The organism is Amycolatopsis sp. NPDC051371, from assembly GCF_040682155.1.
Classification (GTDB): Bacteria; Actinomycetota; Actinomycetes; order Mycobacteriales; family Pseudonocardiaceae; genus Amycolatopsis.
This window is the reverse complement of record NZ_JBFBAG010000005.1, coordinates 269,605-290,014: the sequence shown is the minus strand read 5'-3', so window position 1 is coordinate 290,014 and position 20,410 is coordinate 269,605. Positions and strand designations below refer to the sequence as shown.

The following is a 20,410-nucleotide window of genomic DNA, read 5'->3' as shown; positions in this document are numbered from 1 at the left end:
TCGCTCCGGGGCGCCCCGCCCCCCCCGAACGCCACATTGGGGCGCCGGCGAGCTGGTGCTCACCGCAGGTCCAGCGCCGCCGCGACCGCCGAGGGGTCCACCGCGAGGGGTTCGACCTCGACGTTGCCCGCCAGGGCCGTCTGCGGGTCCTTCAGGCCGTGCCCGGTGACCGTGCACACCACGCGAGAGCCGCGAGGCAGCCGGCCGTCGGCGGCCGTGGCCAGCAGGCCGGCCACGCTGGTGGCCGACGCCGGCTCGACGAACACGCCCTCGCGCCCGGCCAGCAGCCGGTACGCCTCGAGGATCTTCTCGTCCGTCACGGCCTCGAAAAGCCCGTCGGACGCTTCCTTCGCCTTCACCGCGGCGGTCCACGACGCCGGGCTGCCGATCCGGATCGCCGTCGCGATCGTGTCCGGGTCGCGCACCGGCTCGCCGAGCACGAGCGGCGCCGCGCCGGCCGCCTGGAAGCCGAACATCCGCGGAGTGTTCTTCACCACATCGTCAGCGGCGTACTCCGAATACCCCGCCCAGTAAGCGGTGATGTTCCCGGCGTTGCCGACCGGCAGGCAGTGGATGTCCGGCGCCTCGCCCAGCGCGTCGCAGATTTCGAACGCCGCGGTCTTCTGGCCGGCGATGCGCACCGGGTTGACCGAGTTGACCAGCGTGACCGGGTAGTCGGCCGCGGTCTTGCGGGCCAGCTCGAGGCAGTCGTCGAAGTTGCCGTCGACCTGCAGGATCCGCGCGCCGTGCAGCACGGCCTGGGCGAGCTTGCCCATCGCGATCTTGCCCTGGGGCACCAAAACGGCGCAGGTGAGGCCGGCGCGGGCGGCGTAGGCCGCGGCCGAGGCGGACGTGTTGCCGGTCGACGCGCAGATCACCGCCTTGAGCCCGCTCGCGAGCGCGTGTGTGATGGCCACGGTCATGCCGCGGTCCTTGAACGAGCCGGTCGGGTTCGCGCCCTCGACCTTGAGGTGCACCTCGCAGCCGGTCAGCTCGGACAGGTGCCGCGCGGGCAGCAGCGGCGTGTTGCCTTCCCCGAGCGTGACGACCTGCGCCCCGTCCGGTACCGGGACGCGGTCCCGGTACGCCTCGATGATTCCCGGCCAGGCCTGGGTAGTCACTGGTCTTCGCCTTCCACCCGCATCACGCTGACGACTTCGTGGACGACATCGAGCTTCGCAATCTCGTCCACAGTGGACTGCAGGGCCGCGTCCGGTGCCTGGTGGGTCACCACGACCAGGCTCGCGCGGTCGCCGACGTCGCTCTGCCGCACGGCCGCGATGCTCACGCCGTGCCCGGCGAACGCCTGCGCCACCTGCGCGAGCACACCAGCGCGGTCGGCCACGGAAAGGCTGACGTGGTACCGGGTCGGCGTCTGGCCCATCGGCCGCACCGGCAGCGCCGCGTGCGCGGATTCGCGCGGGCCGCGGCCGCCGGCCACCAGGTTGCGGGCCACCGCGACGAGGTCGCCGAGCACCGCGCTCGCGGTCGGCGCGCCGCCCGCGCCCTGGCCGTAGAACATCAGCTCGCCGGCGGCGTCGGCCTCGACGTAGACGGCGTTGAACGCGCCGCCCACCCCGGCCAGCTGGTGGCTGCGCGGGATCATCACCGGGTGCACGCGGGCGGAGACCGACTCGACGCCGTCGTCGTCGGCCACGCGTTCGCAGATCGCCAGGAGCTTGACCGTGCGGCCCAGCATCCGGGCCGCGCCCAGGTCGGCGGCGGTGACGTCGGCGATGCCCTCGCGGTGCACGTCCGAGGCCGTCACGCGGGTGTGGAAGGCCAGCGACGCGAGGATCGCGGCCTTCGACGCGGCGTCGTAGCCATCGACGTCGGCGGTCGGGTCGGCCTCGGCGTACCCGAGGCGGCTGGCCTCGTCGAGCGTCTCCGCGTAGCCGGCGCCGGTGGAGTCCATCGCGGACAGGATGTAGTTCGTGGTCCCGTTGACGATGCCCATCACGCGCGTGATCCGGTCGCCCGCGAGGGATTCGCGCAGCGGGCGCAGCAGCGGGATGGCCCCGGCGACCGCGGCCTCGAAGTAGAGGTCGGCGCCCGCGGCGTCGGCCGCCTCGAACAGGTCGGCGGAGTGCTCGGCCAGCAGGGCCTTGTTCGCCGTGACGACGGACTTCCCGGCCTTCAGCGCGGCCAGCAGCCAGCCGCGCACCGGCTCGATGCCGCCGACCAGCTCGACCACGACGTCGACGTCGTCGCTGGTCACGAGCTTCTCGGCGTCGGCGGTCAGCAGCTCCGGCGGCAGCTCGGGGTGCTTGTCCGGGCGGCGGACGGCGATGCCGGCCAGCTCGACCCGCACACCCGCCCGCGCGGCCAGCTCACCGGCCTGCTCGGCGAGCAGCCGGGCGACCTCGCTGCCGACGGTCCCGCAGCCGAGCAGGGCGACCTTGACGGCCCGGCGTTCTTCTGGGGCAGCCACTGTGTTCAGACCTCCAGGCGGAGCATGTCGTCGGTCGTCTCGCGCCGCAGCAGCAGCCGGGAGCCGCCGTTGCGCACGGCGACCACGGCCGGGCGCGGCTGCCGGTTGTACGTGCTCGCCATCGAGTAGCAGTAGGCACCGGTCGCCGCGACCGCCAGCAGGTCGCCGGGAGCCAGCGTGTCGGGCAACCAGCAGTCTCGTACGACGATGTCGCCGGACTCACAGTGTTTTCCCACGACCCGGGACAGCACGGCCTGCACCGGCTGCTCGTTGTCGCCCGCGGAGCGGGAAACCACCCGGACGTCGTACACCGCGTCGTAGAGCGCGGTCCGGATGTTGTCGCTCATCCCGCCGTCGACGCTGACGTACCGGCGCGACAGGTCGTCGCCGAGCGAGACGTCCTTGATGGTGCCGACCTCGTACAGCGTGACCGTGCCGGGACCGGCGATGGCGCGGCCGGGCTCGCCGGCGATGCGCGGCACCGGCAGGCCCGCGTACGCGCACTCCTTGCGGACGATCTCGCGGATCTGCGTGATCATCTGCGCCGGCGGCGGCGGGTTGTCCTTCTCGGTGTAGGCGATGCCGAAGCCGCCGCCGAGGTCGACCAGGCTCAGCTGGTCGAGCAGCTCGGGGCCGTGCTCCTTCGCAAGGTCGGCGAGCAGCCCGACGACGCGGCGGGCGGCGACCTCGAAGCCGTCGGCGTCGAAGATCTGCGAGCCGATGTGGCTGTGCAGGCCGACGAGCTTGAGCGAGCGCGCGTTGAGCACCCGGCGCACCGCCTCGGCGGCGTCGCCGGAAGCCAGCGAGAACCCGAACTTCTGGTCCTCGTGGGCGGTCGCGATGAACTCGTGGGTGTGCGCCTCGACACCGACGGTGACCCGGATGAGCACCGCCTGCACGACGTCGTGGCGCGCGGCGATGTCGGCCAGCCGGGCGATCTCGAAGTACGAGTCGAGCACGATCGTGCCGACCCCGGCGACGATCGCGGCTTCGAGCTCCGCGGGCGACTTGTTGTTGCCGTGGAAGGTGATCCGGTCGGCCGGGAAGCCCGCGCGCTGCGCCACGGCGAGCTCGCCGCCGCTGCAGACGTCGAGGCTCAGCCCCTGCTCGGCCACCCAGCGGGCGATCTCGATGGACAGGAACGCCTTCGACGCGTAGTGCACGAGCGACGGGTCGTCGAACGCCTCGGCGTAGTCGGCGCACCGGGACTTGAAGTCGGCCTCGTCGACCACGAACAAGGGCGTGCCGTGCTTCTCGGCGAGCTCGCGGACGTCGACCCCGGCGATCCGCACGACGCCGTCGGCGGCGCGGAAGGTGTTGCGGGGCCACACCTTCGCCGGCATCTTGTCGAGCTCTTCGACTCCCGACGGCTGGAGCCCGGAGGTGTCGGCGTGGGTGTAGACGTCGGCGTGCCTGGGGCCCGCGGGGTGAGCCATTTCTTACATCCGTTCCGGAGCGGAGACACCGACCAGGGCGAGGCCGTTGGCGAGGACCTGGCGCACCGCCCCGTACATGGCGAGGCGCGCGTACGTCAGAGGGGTCGCCTCTTCGTCGCCCTGGGGCAGCACGCGGCTCGAGTTGTAGGACTTGTGGAAGGCTCCCGCGAGTTCTTCGAGGTAGCGCGCGATCCGGTGCGGCTCGCGCATGTCGGCGGCGCGGCGCACGGTTTCGGGGAATTCGCCGATGGTGCGGATCAGTTCACCTTCGGCGGGCGAGTCCAGCAGTCCGTAGTCGACGTCCACATCGGACTTGAGGCCGAGGTCGCCCGCCGAGCGCTCGATCGAACGGATCCGGGAGTGGGCGTACTGGACGTAGTAGACGGGGTTGTCGTTGGAGTGCTTGCGCAGCAGGTCCAGGTCGACGTCCAAAGTGGAGTCCACGGAGTACCGGATCAGCTCGTAGCGGGCCGGGTCGACGCCGACGGCCTCGACGAGGTCCTCCATGGTGATCACGGTGCCCGCGCGCTTGGACATCCGCACCGGCTTGCCGTCGCTGACCAGGTTGACCATCTGGCCGATCAGCACCTCGACCGTCGCCGGGTCGTCGCCGAACGCGGCGGCCGCGGCCTTGAGGCGGGCGATGTAGCCGTGGTGGTCCGCGCCGAGCATGTAGATGCAGAGGTCGAAGCCGCGGTTGCGCTTGTCCTTGAAGTAGGCCAGGTCGCCGGCGATGTAGGCCGGGTTGCCGTCCTGCTTGATGACGACGCGGTCCTTGTCGTCGCCGTACTCCGACGACTTCAGCCACCAGGCGCCGTCGCCGAAGTACAGGTTCCCGGAGTCCTTCAGCTGCTGGACGGCGGCGTCGACCGCGCCCGACTCGTGCAGCGAGTTCTCGTGGAAGAAGACGTCGAAGTCGGTGCCGAACTCGTGCAGGCTCTGCTTGATCTCGGCGAACATCAGGTTGATGCCGATCCGGCGGAACGTCTCGTGCCGCTGCTCCTCCGGCAGCGAGAGCGCGCTCGGCTCGGCCTTGATGACCTCGGCGGCGATGTCGTTGATGTAGCCGCCCGCGTAGCCGTCCTCCGGCGCGGGCTCGCCCTTCGCCGCGGAGATCAGGGACCGGACGAACCGGTCGATCTGGGCGCCGGCGTCGTTGAAGTAGTACTCGCGGGTGACTTCGCCGCCCTGCGCGCCCAGCACCCGGCCCAGCGCGTCGCCGACCGCGGCCCAGCGGGTGCCGCCCAGGTGGATCGGGCCGGTCGGGTTCGCCGAGACGAACTCGAGGTTGATCTTCGTGCCGGCCAGCGCGTTCCCGCGGCCGAACGCGGCGCCGGCTTCGAGCACCTGGCGCACGATGTCGCCCTGCGCGGCCGCGGCCAGCCGGAAGTTGAGGAAGCCGGGACCCGCCACCTCGGCCGAGGCGACGCCGTCGTCCGCCGAGACCGCCGCGCCGAGCGCCTCGGCGAACTCGCGCGGCTTCAGCCCGGCCTTCTTGGCCACCTGCAGGGCCAGGTTCGTCGCGTAGTCGCCGTGGTCGGGGTTGCGCGGGCGTTCGATGGTCACCTGCTCCGGCAGCACGGCGTCGTCGATGCCGCGTGCGGCGAGCACCTGCACGGCGGAGCTGCGGACCAGGTCGGCGAGAGCGGCGGGAGTCACTCGTCGAATTCTAGGTGTGCCCTGGTCGGGCGCTCGCAGCGGTCTCGGCCACGTCACGGCGGGCATCCACAAACCGCTTTTCGGGGGCCCGGGTGGCGGAGCCCCCGGCCCGAGGCGGAGCCTCGGTTTGGCACTGCGTGAGGCGTTAACGGTGATCAGACGGGCGGTCTCTACACTGGCCCGGGCGGGAATCCGTCCGCAGCCACCAGAGGGAGAACGCGGGAGCCATGGCGAACGGGACAACTCGGAAAAAGGGGTCGGCGGTGAAGGCGGCCCGTGGTTCCGTGGTGAGCAAGAAGGGCACGCCGTGGGGCACGATCATCGCGGTCGTGGCCATCGTCGCCCTGGCCGGCGCCGTGATCACCTACTACATGGTGGCCTCCGCGCCGAAGCGTGAGCAGTCCGACCGCGAAGCGGCGGCTGCGTCCTTCGCGCCGACGGCGTCCGACCCGGACCCCTCGAAGCGCATCCCCGGCGTGGTGACGGCCACCTACACCGGCAGCGTGCACGTGCTCCCGACCGAGCGCGTCGCCTACGACAAGACCCCGCCGTTCGGCGGCCCGCACGACGGCTACTGGGCCACCTGCACCGGCACGGTGTACCCGAACGCCGTCCGGACCGAGAACATGGTCCACGCGCTCGAGCACGGCGCCGTCTGGATCGCCTACAACCCGCAGCAGATCAGCGGGGACGCGCTGAACCTGTTGAAGGTCCGCGCCGAGGGCAAGCCGTACACGATGCTGTCGCCGTACCCGGGCCTCGACAAGCCGATCTCGCTGCAGTCGTGGGGCCACCAGCTGAAGCTGGACAAGGCCGACGACGCGCGGATCGACGAGTTCATCGCCGCGCTGCGCAGCAACCCGAACGGCGTCTACCCCGAGGTCGGCGCGTCGTGCGACGCCCTCGGCGCGGGCCAGTTCGACCCGGACAACCCGCCGCCGTTCGACCCGTCGAAGCCGGGCCCGGACGCCAAGTCGATGGACTACAAGGGCAGCACGGGTGCGCAGGCCGACCAGACCGGCGGCATGGGCCAGCAGCCCGTTCCCTCGACCGGCGCCCCGGCGCCTTCGGCGACCCCGACCAAGTGAGCACCGAAGCCGACGTCGAGGCCGACGCTCCCGAGCAGCCGACCTGGTCCCGCTGGGTGATCATCGGCGGGACGCTGCTCGCGGTGCTGCTCATCGGCGCGACGGCGGGGATGTTCCTCACCCGCACCATCGACGACGACTCCGCCGCTGCCACACCGGCGGCGGGGTCGGTCGAGGTCGGCTTCGCCCAGGACATGTCGACGCACCACCTGCAGGCCGTCACGATGGCCGGCTGGGCCCGCGACCACTCGACCGACCCGGAGATCCGGCAGCTGGCCTTCGACATCGAGCGCACGCAGCTCGAGCAGGTCGGCCGGATGAAGGGCTGGCTCATGCTTTGGGACCAGCCGGAGCAGGCGATCGGCGCGCCGATGAAGTGGATGACCGAGCCGATGTCCGGCCACGACGGCATGTCGATGGGCACAGCGTCGGTCAACCCTGGTGCGGGCGCCCTGATGCCCGGAATGGCGACGGAGGCGGAGCTCGCCAAGCTGCGCTCACTGTCGGGTAAGGCGCTGGACGTGTACTTCCTCCAGCTGATGCTCCGCCACCACCAGGGCGGCACGGCGATGGCCCAGTACGCGGCGGGTCATTCCTCGATGACGGCGTTGCAGGCGTTGGTCCGGAGCATCCTCACGTCGCAGGGCGCGGAGATGGACCAGATGAAGCTGATGCTTTCGGGACGGGGCGCTCAGCCGCTCCCCTGACCAGTTAGCGAAAGCCCCCTCCCGGCGTTGGTCACCGGAAGGGGGCCTTTTCGCTGCTTCCGAGGCCGGCGGTGCCTCACCAGGAGAGTTCCTGGCACCGCCTCGCACATTGGGGCGCTTCCACCTGCAGCGTCGCGTGCTCGATCGCGTACCGCGACGACAGCAGGGTCTGCGCCTCCAGCAACACGTCCGACTGCTGCGCGGGCGGCGCCAGCGTCAAGTGCGCCGAAGCCACCTCCATGCCCGACGTCAGCGTCCACACGTGCAGGTCGTGCACGTCTGCCACGCCCGGCAGCGCCGACAGCTCCGCGTTGATCGCGCCGACGTCGACGCCCCGGGGCGCGTGCTGGAACAGGATGCGCAGGGCGCGGCGGGCCAGGTTCCACGTGCGGGGCAGCACGAACAGCCCGATCGCGACACCGATGATCGGGTCGGCGTAGCGCCAGCCCGTCAGCAGCGTGAGCGCACCGCTGAGCAGCACGCCGACCGAGCCGATCAGGTCGGCCAGCACCTCCAGGTAGGCGCCGCGGACGTTGAGGCTCTCCTTCGCGCCCGACCGCAGCACGCAGAACGACACGATGTTGGCCGCGAGGCCGGCCGTGGCGGCCAGCAGCACCGGCAGGCCGGGCACCGCGGGCGGGTCGGCGATCCGGCCGACGGCCTCGACGAGCACGTACCCCGCGACGCCGAACAGCAGGACCGCGTTGGCCAGGGCGGCCAGCACTTCCGCGCGGTAGAGGCCGAAGGTCCGGCTGACCGTGGGGCCCGTGCGCCGCGCCAGGATGATCGCGGCGAGCGCCATGCCGACCCCGAGGACGTCGGTGAACATGTGCGCCGCGTCGGAGATCAGGGCCAGCGAGCCGGTCGTGAAGCCGACGATGAACTCGAGCACCATGAAGCCGGCGCCGATGCCCAGGGCGATGGTCAGGCTCCGCACGTACCGGCCGGACGCGCTCGCCGGCGTGATCGACTGGCCGTGCCCGTGGCCGTGTCCCATTCCGCCTCCGTTCGCGGTTCACCGTCGACGCCAAACATATAGTCGAATGCGCATATATGCAATAGAGGGCACCCTAAGTTCACCCGCCCGAAAGCTACTCCGCGGGCTCGCGGCGTCCAATCCACCAGGCGGGGTTTCCCAGCGGGCGGACCCGTCACGCTTCGGCGTCGACCATCCGCCGCAGCAGGTCACGCAGCTGCACCCGGTCGTCCGGACCCAGCGTCGCGAGCGGTTCGGCCGCGAAGCCCAGCGAGCGCCGGAAGTCGCGCGCCAGCAGGGCTCCCGCGGGCGTGGCCACGATGTTCTTGATCCGCCGGTCGCGGTCGTCGGACCGGCGCTCGACCAGGCCCCGCGCTTCGAGGCGGTCGATGATCCCCGTCACGTTCGAGCGCTCGGAGTTCAGCTTCTCGGCGATCCGGTGCATCGGCAGCGGCTCCCCGAGCGCGCCGAGCACCTTGGCCTGCACCGTCGTCAGGCCCTGCGCGGCCGCGGCGGACTCGTAGGAGCCGACGAACCGGTCGACGATCCGCGCGAGCAGGGCGACGACGTCGTCGGTGATCGGGTCAGCGCTCATCCGGCAAGTGTAAGCCGATAGTTGACTGCATGAACCATCCATGTCTATAGTCATTTTAGTTCACTGCATTAACCATCATTCACCTGAATCACATCGAGGTTCGAGATGAGCAACGACCGCGTCGCCCTGATCACCGGGACGTCCACCGGGATCGGCCTCGCCACCGCGGTCCGGGCGGCCCGCGCAGGCTTCCGGACGGTCGCCACCCTGCGCGATCCCGCCCGCGCCGACCGGCTGCGGGAAGCGGCCGGCGACGCCGAGCTGGACATCCGCCCGCTCGACGTGACCGACGCGGCGTCCGTCCGCGCGGCGTTCGAAGGCGTCCTCGCCGACTACGGCCGGCTCGACGTGCTGGTCAACAACGCCGGCGCGGGTCACGTCGGCACGCTCGAGCAGGAGCCGGTCTCCGCGGTGCGCGAGACCATGGAGGTCAACTTCTTCGGCGTCGTCGAGACGACGAAGGCCGCGCTGCCGGCGTTGCGCGCGAGCGGCGGCCGCGTGATCACGGTGACCAGCATCGGCGGGGCGGTCGGCCAGCCGTTCAACGAGGCCTACTGCGCGGCGAAGTTCGCCGTCGAAGGCATGATGGAGTCCCTCGCGCCGGTCGCCGCGGCCCAGGGCGTCACGGTGTGCGTCGTCGAACCGGGCGCGGTCGCGACGGAGTTCGTGAACAACATCGGCGTCGACGAGCGGCTCTTCGCCGACGCCGGCCCCTACGCGGAGTCCCTGCAGAAGTACATCGCGAACGTCACGAAGTCGTTCGAGGGCGCCCAGACGGCCGACGAGGTCGCCGAGGTGATCCTGGGCGCGATGACGGCGGACGCGCCGGCGTTCCGCATCCAGACGTCGAAGCAGGCCGAGGAGTTCACGGGGCTCAAGTTCGCCGACCGCGACGGCTCGGCCGTGCAGCGGCTGACGACCGGCTGGCTCGCCTAGCGCACCAGCCGGAAGAAGCCGCGGACCTGCTCGACGAACAGGCCGGGCTGCTCCAGCGCGGCGAAGTGGCCGCCGGCGGGCAGCTCCTCGAACCACCGCAGGTCGGTGTAGCGCTGCTCGGCCTGCCGACGCGACGGCCGCACGATCTCCTTGGGGAACACCGAAACGCCGGCCGGAACGTCCACTGTGGACAGGTCACGGTCGTTGTTCACCCAGTACATCCGCGCCGACGACGCCGCCGTCGCCGTGAACCAGTAGGCGGAGATGTCGTCGAGGATCTTCTGCCGGTCGACGGCGTCCTCCGGGTGACCCTTGTTGTCGGTCCAGGCCCAGAACTTCTCGGCGATCCAGGCGGCCTGGCCGGCGGGCGAGTCGGTGAGGCCGTAGCCGAGCGTCTGCGGCCGGGTGCCCTGCTGGGCGGAGTAGCCGCTCCCGGACCGCCGGAACTCTTCGAGGTCGGCGAGCGCCCGCCGCTCCTCCGGAGTGGGATCGTCCTGGTTCATCCGCACGGGCGCGAAGTTGACGTGCACCCCGACGACCCGCCCGGACCGCGCGAGGGCGTTCGTGATGGCGGCGCCCCAATCACCGCCCTGGGCGCCGTAGCGGTCGTAGCCGAGTTCTTGCATCAGTTGGTCGAAGAGCTCGGCGACCCGCGCGATCTTCAGCGCGGGCTTGTCGCTCCACCCGAACCCGGGCAGCGACGGAACGACGACGTGGAAGGCGTCGGCGGGATCGCCGCCGTACTTCGCGGGATCGGTCAGCGGTCCGAGCACGTCGAGGAACTCGAGAACGGACCCGGGCCACCCATGGGTCAGCACGAGCGGCAGCGCGCCGGGTTCCGGCGACCGAAGGTGCACGAAGTGCAGGCCGACCCCATGGACCTCGGCCCGGAACTGCGGGAAGGCGTTCAGCCGGGCGGCGAACCCGAAGTCGTACTCCTCACCCCAGTCCCGGCACAGCTCCCGGACGTAGGAGAGCGGCACACCCTGCGACCAGTCCTGGACGGTCTCGGCCTCGGGCCACCGAGTCCGCCGAAGCCGCTCCCGCAGGTCGGCGACATCGGCCTCATCGAGAGACACCTGGAACGGCTTGACCATCTCGGCTCCTTCAAGCGGGCTTCCCACGCTAGCGACGTCCCGGCGAATGGATCAACTTTTATAGCTCTGACCAGCAGGTTCCCGGATGCGGCCACCTGCCCGCGAGGGGTCCGGAGGATGCGCTAAGCTTTTGGAGTCGCCCAGCGATGGGCCCTCGTAGCTCAGGGGATAGAGCACTGCCCTCCGGAGGCAGGTGTCGCAGGTTCGAATCCTGCCGAGGGCACCCGAGATGCCCGAGGTGTGTTCGCGGAACGCGCGAACCCTGCCTCGGGTTTCGTGCTTTTTGGGGGTCTGAACCCCCAGACCCCCGCCGGAGACAAATCCCCGGGCCCCAGCGTGGTCAGGTTTGGCGTGGACCCTCGCTTAGGTCTGCGGCGCTGGCGCGCGGGATCGGTCTGTGCGTTGCACGCGCAACAGCACCTGCGATCCGGCCGCGGCCGGCGTGAACCCGAACCCGACGGTCGATGGTTTCCGCCGGACCCGTCCGTCAGGCATAATGGAACAACGCGGTCGTGATAGGGAGGCTGGTCGGCGTGAGGTCAACCGATTCGGACGTATGCACGGAATTGCTCGACCTGACCGGGGTTTCGCTCCGGGAACTGCGCTCTATCCGCACTCCGTCGTTGGACTCGGCGATCAGAAAAGTTTTTGACAGCTCGAAACTCGTCGACATCGACGAAGTTCAGGGGCAAGCACAGATCAAGCTGTGATCCGCGCCTGGGATCTCCACGATTCACTTCGGGTGGACCGGCGAAAAGGAGATGAACCGGATGCCGGTCGAGCTACCGCGGCACCAGCTGCCGTGGCCGTCGTTCACTCAGCTTTCCACTGGGCCGGCCGGAAAGCTCGTCGTGGACCAACTGCGAGCCGGGCAACTCAGCCGGCGAAAACTCCAGCTTCGGGCGCTGATCGAACTAATCGAAGCCGCAGGCCTGCGAGCGGCATCGGCACACGTGTGGCCTATCCTCATCGCCGCGGAAAGCAGGAACTCCGCACTAGTCGATGAGCTGTTGCTACACCCGTCCGCCGGGGTCTGGCTCACCCGATCGCTCCGGAAACTGTCGGGCGCACCCGTCGACAGCACGCCGCTGCGGACGGATCTGGACTACCTCGCCTCGCTCACCGGAGCCGCGGCTCTGCGGTGCGGTATCCCGTGCACGATCGACGTCCCGGTCGTGCACGGCGTGGCCACTCTCCCGACCGTCGGCCAGCTGCGGCTCCCGTCCGCTTTCCCGGCCGGAAAGGCGATTCTCGAGACAGCTCCGGACGGGTCGGGCATCCTGCGCGCGCTCGTCGGAGGCGTTTCCGTCGAGTTCGTCCCGCCATTGCCGAGTCCCGGATTCGTTCCGGTCAACCGGCACACGGTCGAGTACCGCGGAACCCGGCTCTCCGTGGAGATCGATGACCGTGGGCCGTATCGGACCTTCTCAGCACCGGTTGCGCCGAACCCCTTGGACCAGCCGGGATACTCCGAGTGGACCAAGCTTATCGACGAGGCGTGGCAGATCCTCACCTCGCACTATCCCGGATTCGCCACCGAACTGGCCAGCGGAATGTCGACTCTCGTCCCTCTCGAAACCGAAAGCTCCTTCACCGGCGCGTCCTCGTCCATCGCCTTCGGCGCGATCGCGATGACCTCGAAGTATTCAGCGGTCGATTTGGCCGAAGCGCTCGTCCACGAGCTGCAGCATTCCAAGATGAACGCACTCCTCGATCTAGTTGATCTGGTCGACCCGAATTTCTCCGAGCTCCTGTACGCACCGTGGCGCGACGATCCACGGCCGGCCAGCGGTCTGCTTCACGGAATCTTCGCGTTCTTGACGGCCGTGGAGTTCTGGCGGGTCCAACTCGGGCAGGACGAAGCCGGCGGACGACACGCCCAGTTCAGCTATGCCTATCGACGGCAGCAGGTCCGGCAGACGGCCGATGTGCTCCTGGCTTCCGGCGCCCTGACTGATCTCGGCCGGTTCTTCGTGGAGTCCCTGTCCGCCCGGCTGACTGCGGCCGAAGACGCCGATGTCCCCGCCGAGCTCGATGCGGCAGTGACCCGGGTGGCGAATGAGCAACAAGCCACCTGGTGCCTTCGCCACCTTCGCCCCGACGAGAGCTGGGTGGCCGCCACAACCGAGGCGTGGCTGGCCGGTACTGAGCCACCGCGGCCACCGGCCGGGCCCGCCGAGGTCACGCCGTGGCGTAGGTCAGTACCCCACTCGCCCCGCATGGACTTGCTCAGACTGCGCTACTTGGGACAGCGAGCGCGTCGCCGGAACCTCTCAGCGGCGGACCTGGCCTACATGGCCGGGGACCTGACCGCCGCACGGACGGCCTACATCGCGACGATCCTGGGCGCACCCCAGGACGACCAGGCCTGGCTCGGCCTGGGACTCACCATGAGTGCAGACGGACAGCGGAACACGTTGCTCACCGCACCCCACCTGGTGCTCGGGGTCCGAGACCGGCTGCTCGGCCGCGAAGACCCGTGCGACCGGCCGGTCCAGCTGGTGAACTGGCTGACCAGTGCCGTGCCCACCGGCTGACCGGCGGGCACGGCGGGCGCCGGCTCAGAGCTGCATGGTGTCGGTGTCGCAGTTGGCTCGCTCGGACTTGACCGCTGCGGCGACGGCCGGGTGCCCCTCGCCGAGCGCGATTCGCAGCCGTTCCAGAGTGTTCCCGTGCAGGATCGTGGCCTCGTCGTCACGCGCCATGGCACGCAGGTCGATCGACAGGTTCACCGCGATCGCCAGCGTCGCGGGGTGATCCGGGCCGAGCACCCGGGCCGACCGCTCCAGATTGGCGACGTCGAGGTCGTACGCTTCCTGTATCCGGCCCAGCGCCGCCAGGTCACTCGCCAGGTTCGTGACGCACACCATCGTGGAGGGGTGGTCGTCCCCGAAAACCTGCCGAAGTGACACGGCCGTCTGCTCGTCGAGTTCGTGAGCCCGGTCGAGGCTGCCGATCAACCGCAGCGTGATACCGAGATTGATGGCCGCCACCAGCGTGAACGGGTGCTCGGCTCCGTGGGTGGCGACGAAGAGCCGGTGGCTCGACTCACCGAGCTCAAGTGCCCCGGCCAGATCGCCCAGGTGACGCAAGTCGGCGGCGTTGCACGTCTCCGACGTGATGGTGTCGAGGTGCTGGTCACCGTGCCGGCGCCGGTAACGCTCCGCGCATTCTTTCGAGAGCTGGTAGGCCCCTTCATGATCGCCGGCCTTGCGACGGGCGACAGCGAGGTTACGCATCGCGCCGATCGTCCGCGGGTGGTCGGCGCCGACCACCTCTCGTTGCCGGTTCAGCGTCTGTTCCTGCAGCTCGCAAGCCTCGACGTACTGGCCACATTCACGCAGGTCCATCGCGAAAGCGTTCAGGGTAAGGAACGTGTCGACGTGTTCTTCGCCGAGCACGATCTTCTTCCGCCGCCAGACGTCTTCGTCGAGATCGCGCGCCTCGAAGAACTTGCCGACGAGACGCAAGGTGCCGGCCAGGTTGTTGCCCGCGGCCAGTGTCGCCGGATCGTCTTCACCGAGGACGCGCTTGGACCGCTCGAGGATATCCTCGCCCATTTCCAGCTCGCGATCGAACCGGCCCAGTGACCGCATGTCCTGGCGCACCGTGTTGGCGACACTGAGGAAGAGCTCGTTCTCCTCTCCCATGGTCTCCTTCACCAGTTCGTAGGTACGACTATTGAGCGTGCGCGCCTCTTCCATGCGGCCCAGCCGCCACAGCGAGACGCCTTGGAGCCGAGCCATCGACAGGGTGTCGGGGTCAGTCTCGCCGAACATCTCCTGCCACTTTTCGAGCGCCTCGTGCGATGTCTCCCGAGCACCTTCGTAGTCGCCGTAACTGACCAGATAGCGAACCAGGTTGACCATCATCCGACGCACCCACGCGTCGGAGCGGCACTCCATCATCCGCGACACCATGGCGTGCGGGAGCAGCTCGGAGTAAGTCTTCCAATTGGCCGAGTTCTCCGGGTCGTTGGGGTCGCCGTGCACCAGCAGCACGTGCACCGCGTGCCGCATCTCGTCCCGCTCAGCGTCGGTCAGCTGGTTTTTCAGCACCGTTTGCACCAATCGGTGCAGCTGAAGAGTGTTGCTCCGGTGATCAAGCCGCGCCAGACTGTAGCGGCTGATCTCCCGGATCGCCAGGTTGAGCTTGATCGGCTGGCTGAGCGCGTCGCCGAGAGCATCCGGCACCGGCGCGTTCCGCACGGCGGTGAAAAGATTCCGCGAGATGGGCTCCGGCCCAAAGAAAGCACACACCTGGAGCAGTTGCAGGGCGGCCCGGTGCGAAGCCCGGAGTTTTGCCAGCGGGACGTTCCACGCGGCGGCCACCGAACGCTGGTAGTCCGCGGTTTCGAACTCCGTCGTCAGCTCGGCGAGGTTCTGGTCCAGCAGCTCAAGGTATTCGTCGACTGGCATACCGGTCTGCGCCCGCCACGCCGCCGCTTGCTCGACGGCCAGGGGCAGATCGCCCAGCGCTTCCGCGAGCACGTCGGCGTCCGCATCGGTGATTTCTCCACCGGCTTTGCGAAGCAGTTCTTTGCTTTCTTCCCGGGTGAAGAGGTCGACCTCGACCGTGCGCGCCACGCCGGACCACTGCGAGTTGCGCGAAGTGACGACGATATGGCCGGTGTCGCCGGAAATCGCTGGAAAGAAGGGGCTTACGACATCGGGCCGGTCGGCGTTGTCGAATACCAGCAGCCAGCGTGAATACGGCTCGCCTTTTCGCAGTGCTTCCAGCACACCCGGAACTGCCGCGTCCGCCGTGCCCGGCACCTGCAAGCCGAGGCGTTTCGCCAGTTCGACGAGGCTGCTCGAAATCTGCGACGGCTGCTCGGCGGGTATCCACCAGATCACGTCGTATTCGCTGGCGTGCCGGTAGATGTATTCGACCACGGTCTGCGACTTGCCCACGCCACCCATGCCGTGCAGAGCCTCGGGAAGCACCGCGGTCGCCATGTCCGCCTGGACCAACCGGTTCCGGAGTTGGTCCAGCAACTCGTTCCGGCCGACGAAGTCAGGGTTACGCAGCGGGACGGTACCCCAGATCTGTGGCCGGACCCGAGCTGTCGTCGGAGAACCTGTGACCGAGACGGTCGATGCGGGAGTGGTCACGGCGTCGTCTCCTCCGGAAGGGGTGGTGGCACCCGCGGGTCCGCCCGACGAAGTCGGGCTCTCGGTCGTGATCAAGTTCGGCTCTCCGAGGTTCTGGGGGTCGTCGCTCTGAATTGATCTAGTGTTGCGGAGCACACTAGACTGTCGAGCCGACGGCGCCAGTTCGGCCCGTAGCTTCTTCGCACGACGGGCATACCTTCCGGACAAAGCACGGAAGACGGCTTCTTGAACGCGCAGGTACGGGACGTTCTCCGGCGACGCTTCGAGTCGTGAGGTCGTGTCGGGGTCGTCTATCGCGTCGCGATAGTTGCGCAGGGCCGCGATCCGAGAGCCCGCATATTGCCCCAGGACACGGGCGACTCGGACGGTAGTGTCGCGTCTTTCACCCGAAAGAAGCTCCGCGCGCACTCCGTCGCGGAATTCGAACGTCACTTCCGACGGATCCGAGGCCGTGTTCCGGGAAACCCGCTGAACCAGGTCCCCGAGGAGCACTTCGGCCAGCGCGGGCAACCCCGAGCCCGGGAGCAGCACACGCTGCACCAGCCGCATCAACGGCAGGTTCAGCGGTGCCGCGGCAAGGAGTCCGGCCAGTTGGAAAGCCTGCGCGGACGCATAGGTCCTGAAGCGAAGCACCCTGCTGCGTGGTGACAGCTCTTCGAGCGGCTCGACCGGCGGCCCGGCGGCCAGGCGCTTGCGGTGGTCGCGGTGCGCCAGGACCGCCGTCGTTTCAATCGTGGTCGCCGTCGAAACCAACTTCGCCCAGTCGCTCAGCCACGCCTCGGACAGGTTCAACACCGGCACGGCGACTGCGCCGTCGGCGGCCGCCGGCGCGTCGCCGGACACCGGCTCGCGAGGCCGCACCCGCAGCCGTCGGTTGGGCACTCCGGGGGCCGTCGCGGACAGGCGGAGCCGGCTCGGCGAAAGGCCGCCCCACGTCCAAAGCCGTTGCGGCAGCACGTGCGCGACCGCCACCGGCATCTGCTCGGACCAGCGGGCCAGCATCTCGTGCGCCACGCCGTCGTGCCAGGTGGAGCCGATCGCATCCGTCAGGACCAGAACGAGCCTGCGTCCGGTGGGATCGGTGAGATCCCGGGCGCGGTAACGCACTCCGCCGGAGCCTTCCGCGCGCAGCACAGGGTCCCCCGGCGACGGCTCCGAACTGTCCATCAGGTGTACCCGCACATCGCGGAACGCGCCCTGCCGGCGGGCCAGGTTCCGGAACTCTGTGACCGTGTTCCGCCAGATCTCCATCGAGGGAGCGGTGTCCACCACAAGCGACAGCTCGAACTTGTGCCACAGGTCGGGCTGCCACACCGGCAGCCACATCCCGTCGTCGGCGGCCTGGATCGCCGTGGCCTCTTCGTCCAGAACTGTGGCCCACGGCGAGGGCGAAGTACGCATGAGCGGCCGCAGGGCCCGGGTGACTCCCCGGGCGTCCGGCAAGGCGGGGGCAATCGACGTGAGCAGCGGTGCGGCCCCCTGGCCGTCGTCGGCGATGACACCGGTGGCGCGGAGGAACCCCGGCTCACCTGGCTCGAAGACCTGCCGCCCCGGCGCGGTGGACTGGTCGGTCCCGGTGGGTTCCGGTTCCCGCTGCGGCGCGGCCCGCCCGGTTTCTCCCACCGGTGGGTGAGTGGGTTCGGGCTCGGGGAGCTCCCTGTCTGCGCCGTCGGCCGGACGCCCCGGCTCCACCTTTCCACCCGGCGCATCGGTCGCCCACTCGGCGCCGAGCCGCCTGGCCAGCCAGAGTGCGTCGCGTACTTCCCGCCAGGTCAGATCCCCGCTGCTCAGCGACGGACGCGGTGTGTCCGGGGACGGCGTCTCGTCGGCGGTCATTCCGCCTCCAGGGACGACAACGGGTGCCAGATCGCCTCGAGGAGTTCCCTCCACTCGTCGTCGGTCTGATAAGCGCCGGATGTCGCGAGCTCTGCGGCGAGGTGCACGGCGTTCAGCAGTTGATCTGAGGCCAGGCCGCCGACGCGCTCGCTTTGTTCGAGGAACTGGCGGATGAGCCCCCGGATGTCCAGACCGTCGGTTTCCCCGAACTGCGCCGCTACCATCTGCCCGAGTTGCTCGATGGTCGGGGGGCGCATTTCCAGCCGCAGGCACCTTCGCAGGAATGCGGGCGGGAATTCTCGTTCACCGTTGCTCGTGACGATGACGATCGGAAAAGCACGCGGCCGGACCCGGCCGTCCTTGACGATGGCCGACCCGCCGCGATCGTTAGTGAGAACCGCGACCTCCGGCTGTTGTTTGGCGATCCGGACGAGTTCGTCGATTTCGTATTCGCCGTCTTCGAAGACGTTGAGTAGGTCGTTCGGAAGGTCGATGTCACTCTTGTCGAGCTCATCGATCAGCAGAACTCGCGGTTTCTCAAACGGCAGCAATGCGGTTCCGAGTGGGCCGAGTCGGATGTAGTTGCCGATGTCAGACCGTTCTTCGAGGTGCGCACGGGCTGCCTGTACACGGCCGATGGCGTCGTAGAGGTAAAGCCCGTCCTGAAGCTTTGTCCGGCTCGATACCGGCCATTTCAACACCGGACCGAGTCCGAGTTCAGCGGCCACCAGATAAGCCAGGCTCGATTTCCCTGTTCCCGGGCGACCGGTGACCAGCAGCGGGCGGCGCAGGTGGATGGCCGCGTTGACCATGGCCACCTCGCGCGGGTCCGGCACCCGTGGCTGCGTGCGCGACCGGCCGATCCGGCGGCCGCCGTCGCCATCGTCGTCCTCCGGATGACTGGCCGTGCCTTCACCGTCGAACCGCCGCCAGGGCGGCGGGCTCGGCAAAGAGTCCGCGGCGGCGCCGGGAAGCCCCGTTCCGCGGTAGATCCGCCAGTCTCCGGCGTGGTTCGCCGATTCGGCATTCGTCATGCGCTGGGCACCGCCTCTGGGGCTCCCGGGCGCTGAGGCAGGACGATCCGTTCCGGATCGTCGTACAACAACGCGAGCCGGCTGCCCACGTGCGTTCCTTCCGGTCCTTCGGCGAAGGCTGACAGCCGGATGAGCCGCAGGCGCTCCAGCAGGTGGTGCGAGTCCTCGGCGTGCAGTAGTTCTTTCACGGTGTGGGAAAATTCCTCCGAACGACAGTCTTCTCGGTGCCAGACCATGATGGGGAACCCCGCGCGGAGACCGACCGCGATCTCGTCGCTTTCCGCTGTGAACGCGTGCGGAGGCGCGCTCAAGACGAAGGCCACGAGCTCCGGCCGGGCTTCGAACCGGGAGGTCAGCTCCCGCAGGTTCCGCGTCTCGTCATCGATGCTCCAGAACCCGGATTCCAGCGCGATGGGCCCACCGCCGCCGGCTTGAGCCTTCAGTTCCTTCCAGCGGACGAACCAGGCGCGATGCCACTTCCGTAACTTCATCCGCTCCAGGCTGCGCACGCCGAGTGGGAAATGGCAGCCGAGCGGTTCCGGCACCGCGGTTTCCGCTTCCCACTGCCACTGGTCTACGTCAAGGTGGAGCAGGTCGCGGCTGAGGACGAAGTCCAGGCGGATATCGGGGTCGTAAGGGGCCCACTCGCCTTCGACCTGCTCAGCCAGCTCTGCAACCTTGTACTTGATCTCATCGAAGCCGCCGATGTAGTCCTGACCCCGTTCCGGGTACCAGCCTTCGGACACGTCGAGTTGGCGCCAGTGGGACAGGCGGTACCGATCGCCGGTCGGCCCCTCGGGCTGCAACAGGAAAACCAGGTACGCCTCGGAGCGGGGCGCGGGCGGTGCGGTCGACCGAGTCACGCCCTTCACCCGGTCACGGAAAGCATTCATCTCCGCGGTGAGACCCATGCGCCTCGTCTTCTCATCGACCCACCTGCGAATCTCCTCCGCCAGATCGAACCGCAGGCGGGCGGCGATACGCTCGACGAACATCAGGCTTCTGGGCAGTCCGTCCGGACCCGAGTTCAGGGTGTCCAGCGCCAAGAAGGCGTCCTCGAGCGAGGCTTCGTGCTGCAGTTGCGGCGCACCGCCCCCGCCGGCCAAGCCGTAGATCTCGGCGACGTCCGGGACCGCTACACCGGACAACAAGCGAAACAGCTGCCGCCGCTCTTCGGCCGACCACGTCTCCAGCGACGTCATGTCGACGATGATCCGCCGGAGGGTGGTCATCCCGATGGTCCCCGGCTCGATTTTCTCCAGCACGCTCAGCAGGGCGGCGAGACCGTCCGGCCGCTGTCGGCAGGCTTCGACGATGGCGAACAAATGCAGGTTCGTCTGCGGATACTCGGTAACCGGCAGCGAATACCCGAGTTCGTCGGAAAGGATCTGCAGCACGAGCCGCCTGCTGTTGAGATCGACCAGGCACGAGACCCGGTGCAAAGCTTCGACGAGTGACCACAGGACGCCGCCGTCCGGTGTCTCACCCGCCATGGCAAGCC

General features: G+C 69.1%; 14 protein-coding genes and 1 tRNA gene. 5 read left to right on the top strand and 10 right to left on the bottom strand.

The window, feature by feature from the left end; genetic code table 11:
* Positions 1-59: 59 nt before the first annotated feature.
* From thrC to argS, 4 genes are read right to left on the bottom strand one after another with little or no spacing between them, the layout of a single operon-like run.
* The gene (thrC, locus tag AB0M59_RS09705; RefSeq protein ID WP_364611442.1) at positions 60-1,121 is read right to left on the bottom strand and encodes a threonine synthase; all 1,062 of its coding nucleotides are present in this window, start codon (positions 1,119-1,121) and stop codon (positions 60-62) included.
* Positions 1,118-2,440 (bottom strand): homoserine dehydrogenase, encoded by a 1,323-nt coding sequence (locus AB0M59_RS09700; protein WP_364611483.1) that lies wholly within the window; start codon positions 2,438-2,440, stop codon positions 1,118-1,120. The genes thrC and AB0M59_RS09700 overlap by 4 nt, the downstream gene beginning before the upstream one ends.
* Positions 2,437-3,867 (bottom strand): diaminopimelate decarboxylase, encoded by a 1,431-nt coding sequence (gene lysA / locus AB0M59_RS09695; protein ID WP_364611439.1) that lies wholly within the window; start codon positions 3,865-3,867, stop codon positions 2,437-2,439. Before lysA ends, AB0M59_RS09700 begins: the two co-directional genes overlap by 4 nt.
* Before the next feature lie 3 nt (positions 3,868-3,870).
* The gene (gene argS, locus AB0M59_RS09690; protein ID WP_364611436.1) at positions 3,871-5,526 is read right to left on the bottom strand and encodes an arginine--tRNA ligase; all 1,656 of its coding nucleotides are present in this window, start codon (positions 5,524-5,526) and stop codon (positions 3,871-3,873) included.
* A gap of 263 nt (positions 5,527-5,789) precedes the next feature.
* Here argS and AB0M59_RS09685 point away from each other — a divergent pair, with 263 nt between their 5' ends.
* Entirely contained in the window at positions 5,790-6,614 is an 825-nt protein-coding gene (locus tag AB0M59_RS09685; RefSeq protein WP_364611433.1) for a DUF3105 domain-containing protein, read from the top strand.
* Positions 6,611-7,321 carry a DUF305 domain-containing protein gene (locus AB0M59_RS09680; RefSeq protein ID WP_364611430.1) on the top strand — a complete coding sequence of 237 codons (711 nt, stop codon included), beginning with the start codon at positions 6,611-6,613 and terminating at the stop codon, positions 7,319-7,321. Before AB0M59_RS09685 ends, AB0M59_RS09680 begins: the two co-directional genes overlap by 4 nt.
* A gap of 76 nt (positions 7,322-7,397) precedes the next feature.
* Here AB0M59_RS09680 and AB0M59_RS09675 read toward each other — a convergent pair whose 3' ends face one another.
* The gene (locus AB0M59_RS09675; RefSeq protein WP_364611427.1) at positions 7,398-8,318 is read right to left on the bottom strand and encodes a cation diffusion facilitator family transporter; all 921 of its coding nucleotides are present in this window, start codon (positions 8,316-8,318) and stop codon (positions 7,398-7,400) included.
* Positions 8,319-8,472: 154 nt separating this feature from the next.
* On the bottom strand, positions 8,473-8,892 hold the full coding sequence (locus AB0M59_RS09670) for a MarR family transcriptional regulator (RefSeq protein WP_364611424.1): 420 nt from the start codon (positions 8,890-8,892) through the stop codon (positions 8,473-8,475).
* 105 nt (positions 8,893-8,997) lie between these two features.
* Here AB0M59_RS09670 and AB0M59_RS09665 point away from each other — a divergent pair, with 105 nt between their 5' ends.
* Positions 8,998-9,828, top strand: coding sequence for an SDR family oxidoreductase (locus AB0M59_RS09665; RefSeq protein WP_364611421.1), 831 nt, complete (start codon positions 8,998-9,000; stop codon positions 9,826-9,828).
* On the opposite strand, the gene AB0M59_RS09660 is transcribed toward AB0M59_RS09665, so the two are convergent.
* A complete protein-coding gene (locus AB0M59_RS09660; RefSeq protein ID WP_364611418.1) occupies positions 9,825-10,925 on the bottom strand; it encodes an epoxide hydrolase family protein in 1,101 nt (366 codons plus the stop codon). The genes AB0M59_RS09665 and AB0M59_RS09660 overlap by 4 nt on opposite strands.
* A gap of 150 nt (positions 10,926-11,075) precedes the next feature.
* Between AB0M59_RS09660 and AB0M59_RS09655 the strand changes: the two genes are divergently transcribed.
* Both AB0M59_RS09655 and AB0M59_RS09650 read left to right on the top strand, forming a co-directional pair.
* Positions 11,076-11,148: transfer RNA gene (locus tag AB0M59_RS09655), tRNA-Arg, on the top strand.
* A 547-nt stretch (positions 11,149-11,695) separates the two neighbouring features.
* A complete protein-coding gene (locus AB0M59_RS09650) occupies positions 11,696-13,462 on the top strand; it encodes an HEXXH motif domain-containing protein (protein ID WP_364611415.1) in 1,767 nt (588 codons plus the stop codon).
* Between the two features lie 24 nt (positions 13,463-13,486).
* Here the strand turns inward: AB0M59_RS09650 and fxsT are convergent, their stop codons facing one another.
* From fxsT to AB0M59_RS09635, 3 genes are read right to left on the bottom strand one after another with little or no spacing between them, the layout of a single operon-like run.
* Positions 13,487-17,875 carry an FxSxx-COOH system tetratricopeptide repeat protein gene (gene fxsT / locus AB0M59_RS09645; RefSeq protein WP_364611412.1) on the bottom strand — a complete coding sequence of 1,463 codons (4,389 nt, stop codon included), beginning with the start codon at positions 17,873-17,875 and terminating at the stop codon, positions 13,487-13,489.
* A complete protein-coding gene (locus AB0M59_RS09640) occupies positions 17,872-18,909 on the bottom strand; it encodes a MoxR family ATPase (protein WP_364611409.1) in 1,038 nt (345 codons plus the stop codon). Before AB0M59_RS09640 ends, fxsT begins: the two co-directional genes overlap by 4 nt.
* Positions 18,906-20,402 (bottom strand): hypothetical protein, encoded by a 1,497-nt coding sequence (locus AB0M59_RS09635; RefSeq protein WP_364611406.1) that lies wholly within the window; start codon positions 20,400-20,402, stop codon positions 18,906-18,908. The genes AB0M59_RS09640 and AB0M59_RS09635 overlap by 4 nt, the downstream gene beginning before the upstream one ends.
* Positions 20,403-20,410 lie beyond the last annotated feature (8 nt).

What these genes read in the sequence shown, in the direction of transcription:
- AB0M59_RS09635 (WP_364611406.1), bottom strand. Translation starts at nt 20,402, where the DNA reads ATGGCGGGTGAGACACCGGACGGCGGCGTCCTGTGGTCACTCGTCGAA.
- AB0M59_RS09670 (WP_364611424.1), bottom strand. Translation starts at nt 8,892, where the DNA reads ATGAGCGCTGACCCGATCACCGACGACGTCGTCGCCCTGCTCGCGCGG.
- AB0M59_RS09660 (WP_364611418.1), bottom strand. Translation starts at nt 10,925, where the DNA reads ATGGTCAAGCCGTTCCAGGTGTCTCTCGATGAGGCCGATGTCGCCGAC.
- AB0M59_RS09665 (WP_364611421.1), top strand. Translation starts at nt 8,998, where the DNA reads ATGAGCAACGACCGCGTCGCCCTGATCACCGGGACGTCCACCGGGATC.
- AB0M59_RS09650 (WP_364611415.1), top strand. Translation starts at nt 11,696, where the DNA reads ATGCCGGTCGAGCTACCGCGGCACCAGCTGCCGTGGCCGTCGTTCACT.
- fxsT (WP_364611412.1), bottom strand. Translation starts at nt 17,875, where the DNA reads ATGACCGCCGACGAGACGCCGTCCCCGGACACACCGCGTCCGTCGCTG.
- lysA (WP_364611439.1), bottom strand. Translation starts at nt 3,867, where the DNA reads ATGGCTCACCCCGCGGGCCCCAGGCACGCCGACGTCTACACCCACGCC.
- AB0M59_RS09640 (WP_364611409.1), bottom strand. Translation starts at nt 18,909, where the DNA reads ATGACGAATGCCGAATCGGCGAACCACGCCGGAGACTGGCGGATCTAC.
- AB0M59_RS09675 (WP_364611427.1), bottom strand. Translation starts at nt 8,318, where the DNA reads ATGGGACACGGCCACGGGCACGGCCAGTCGATCACGCCGGCGAGCGCG.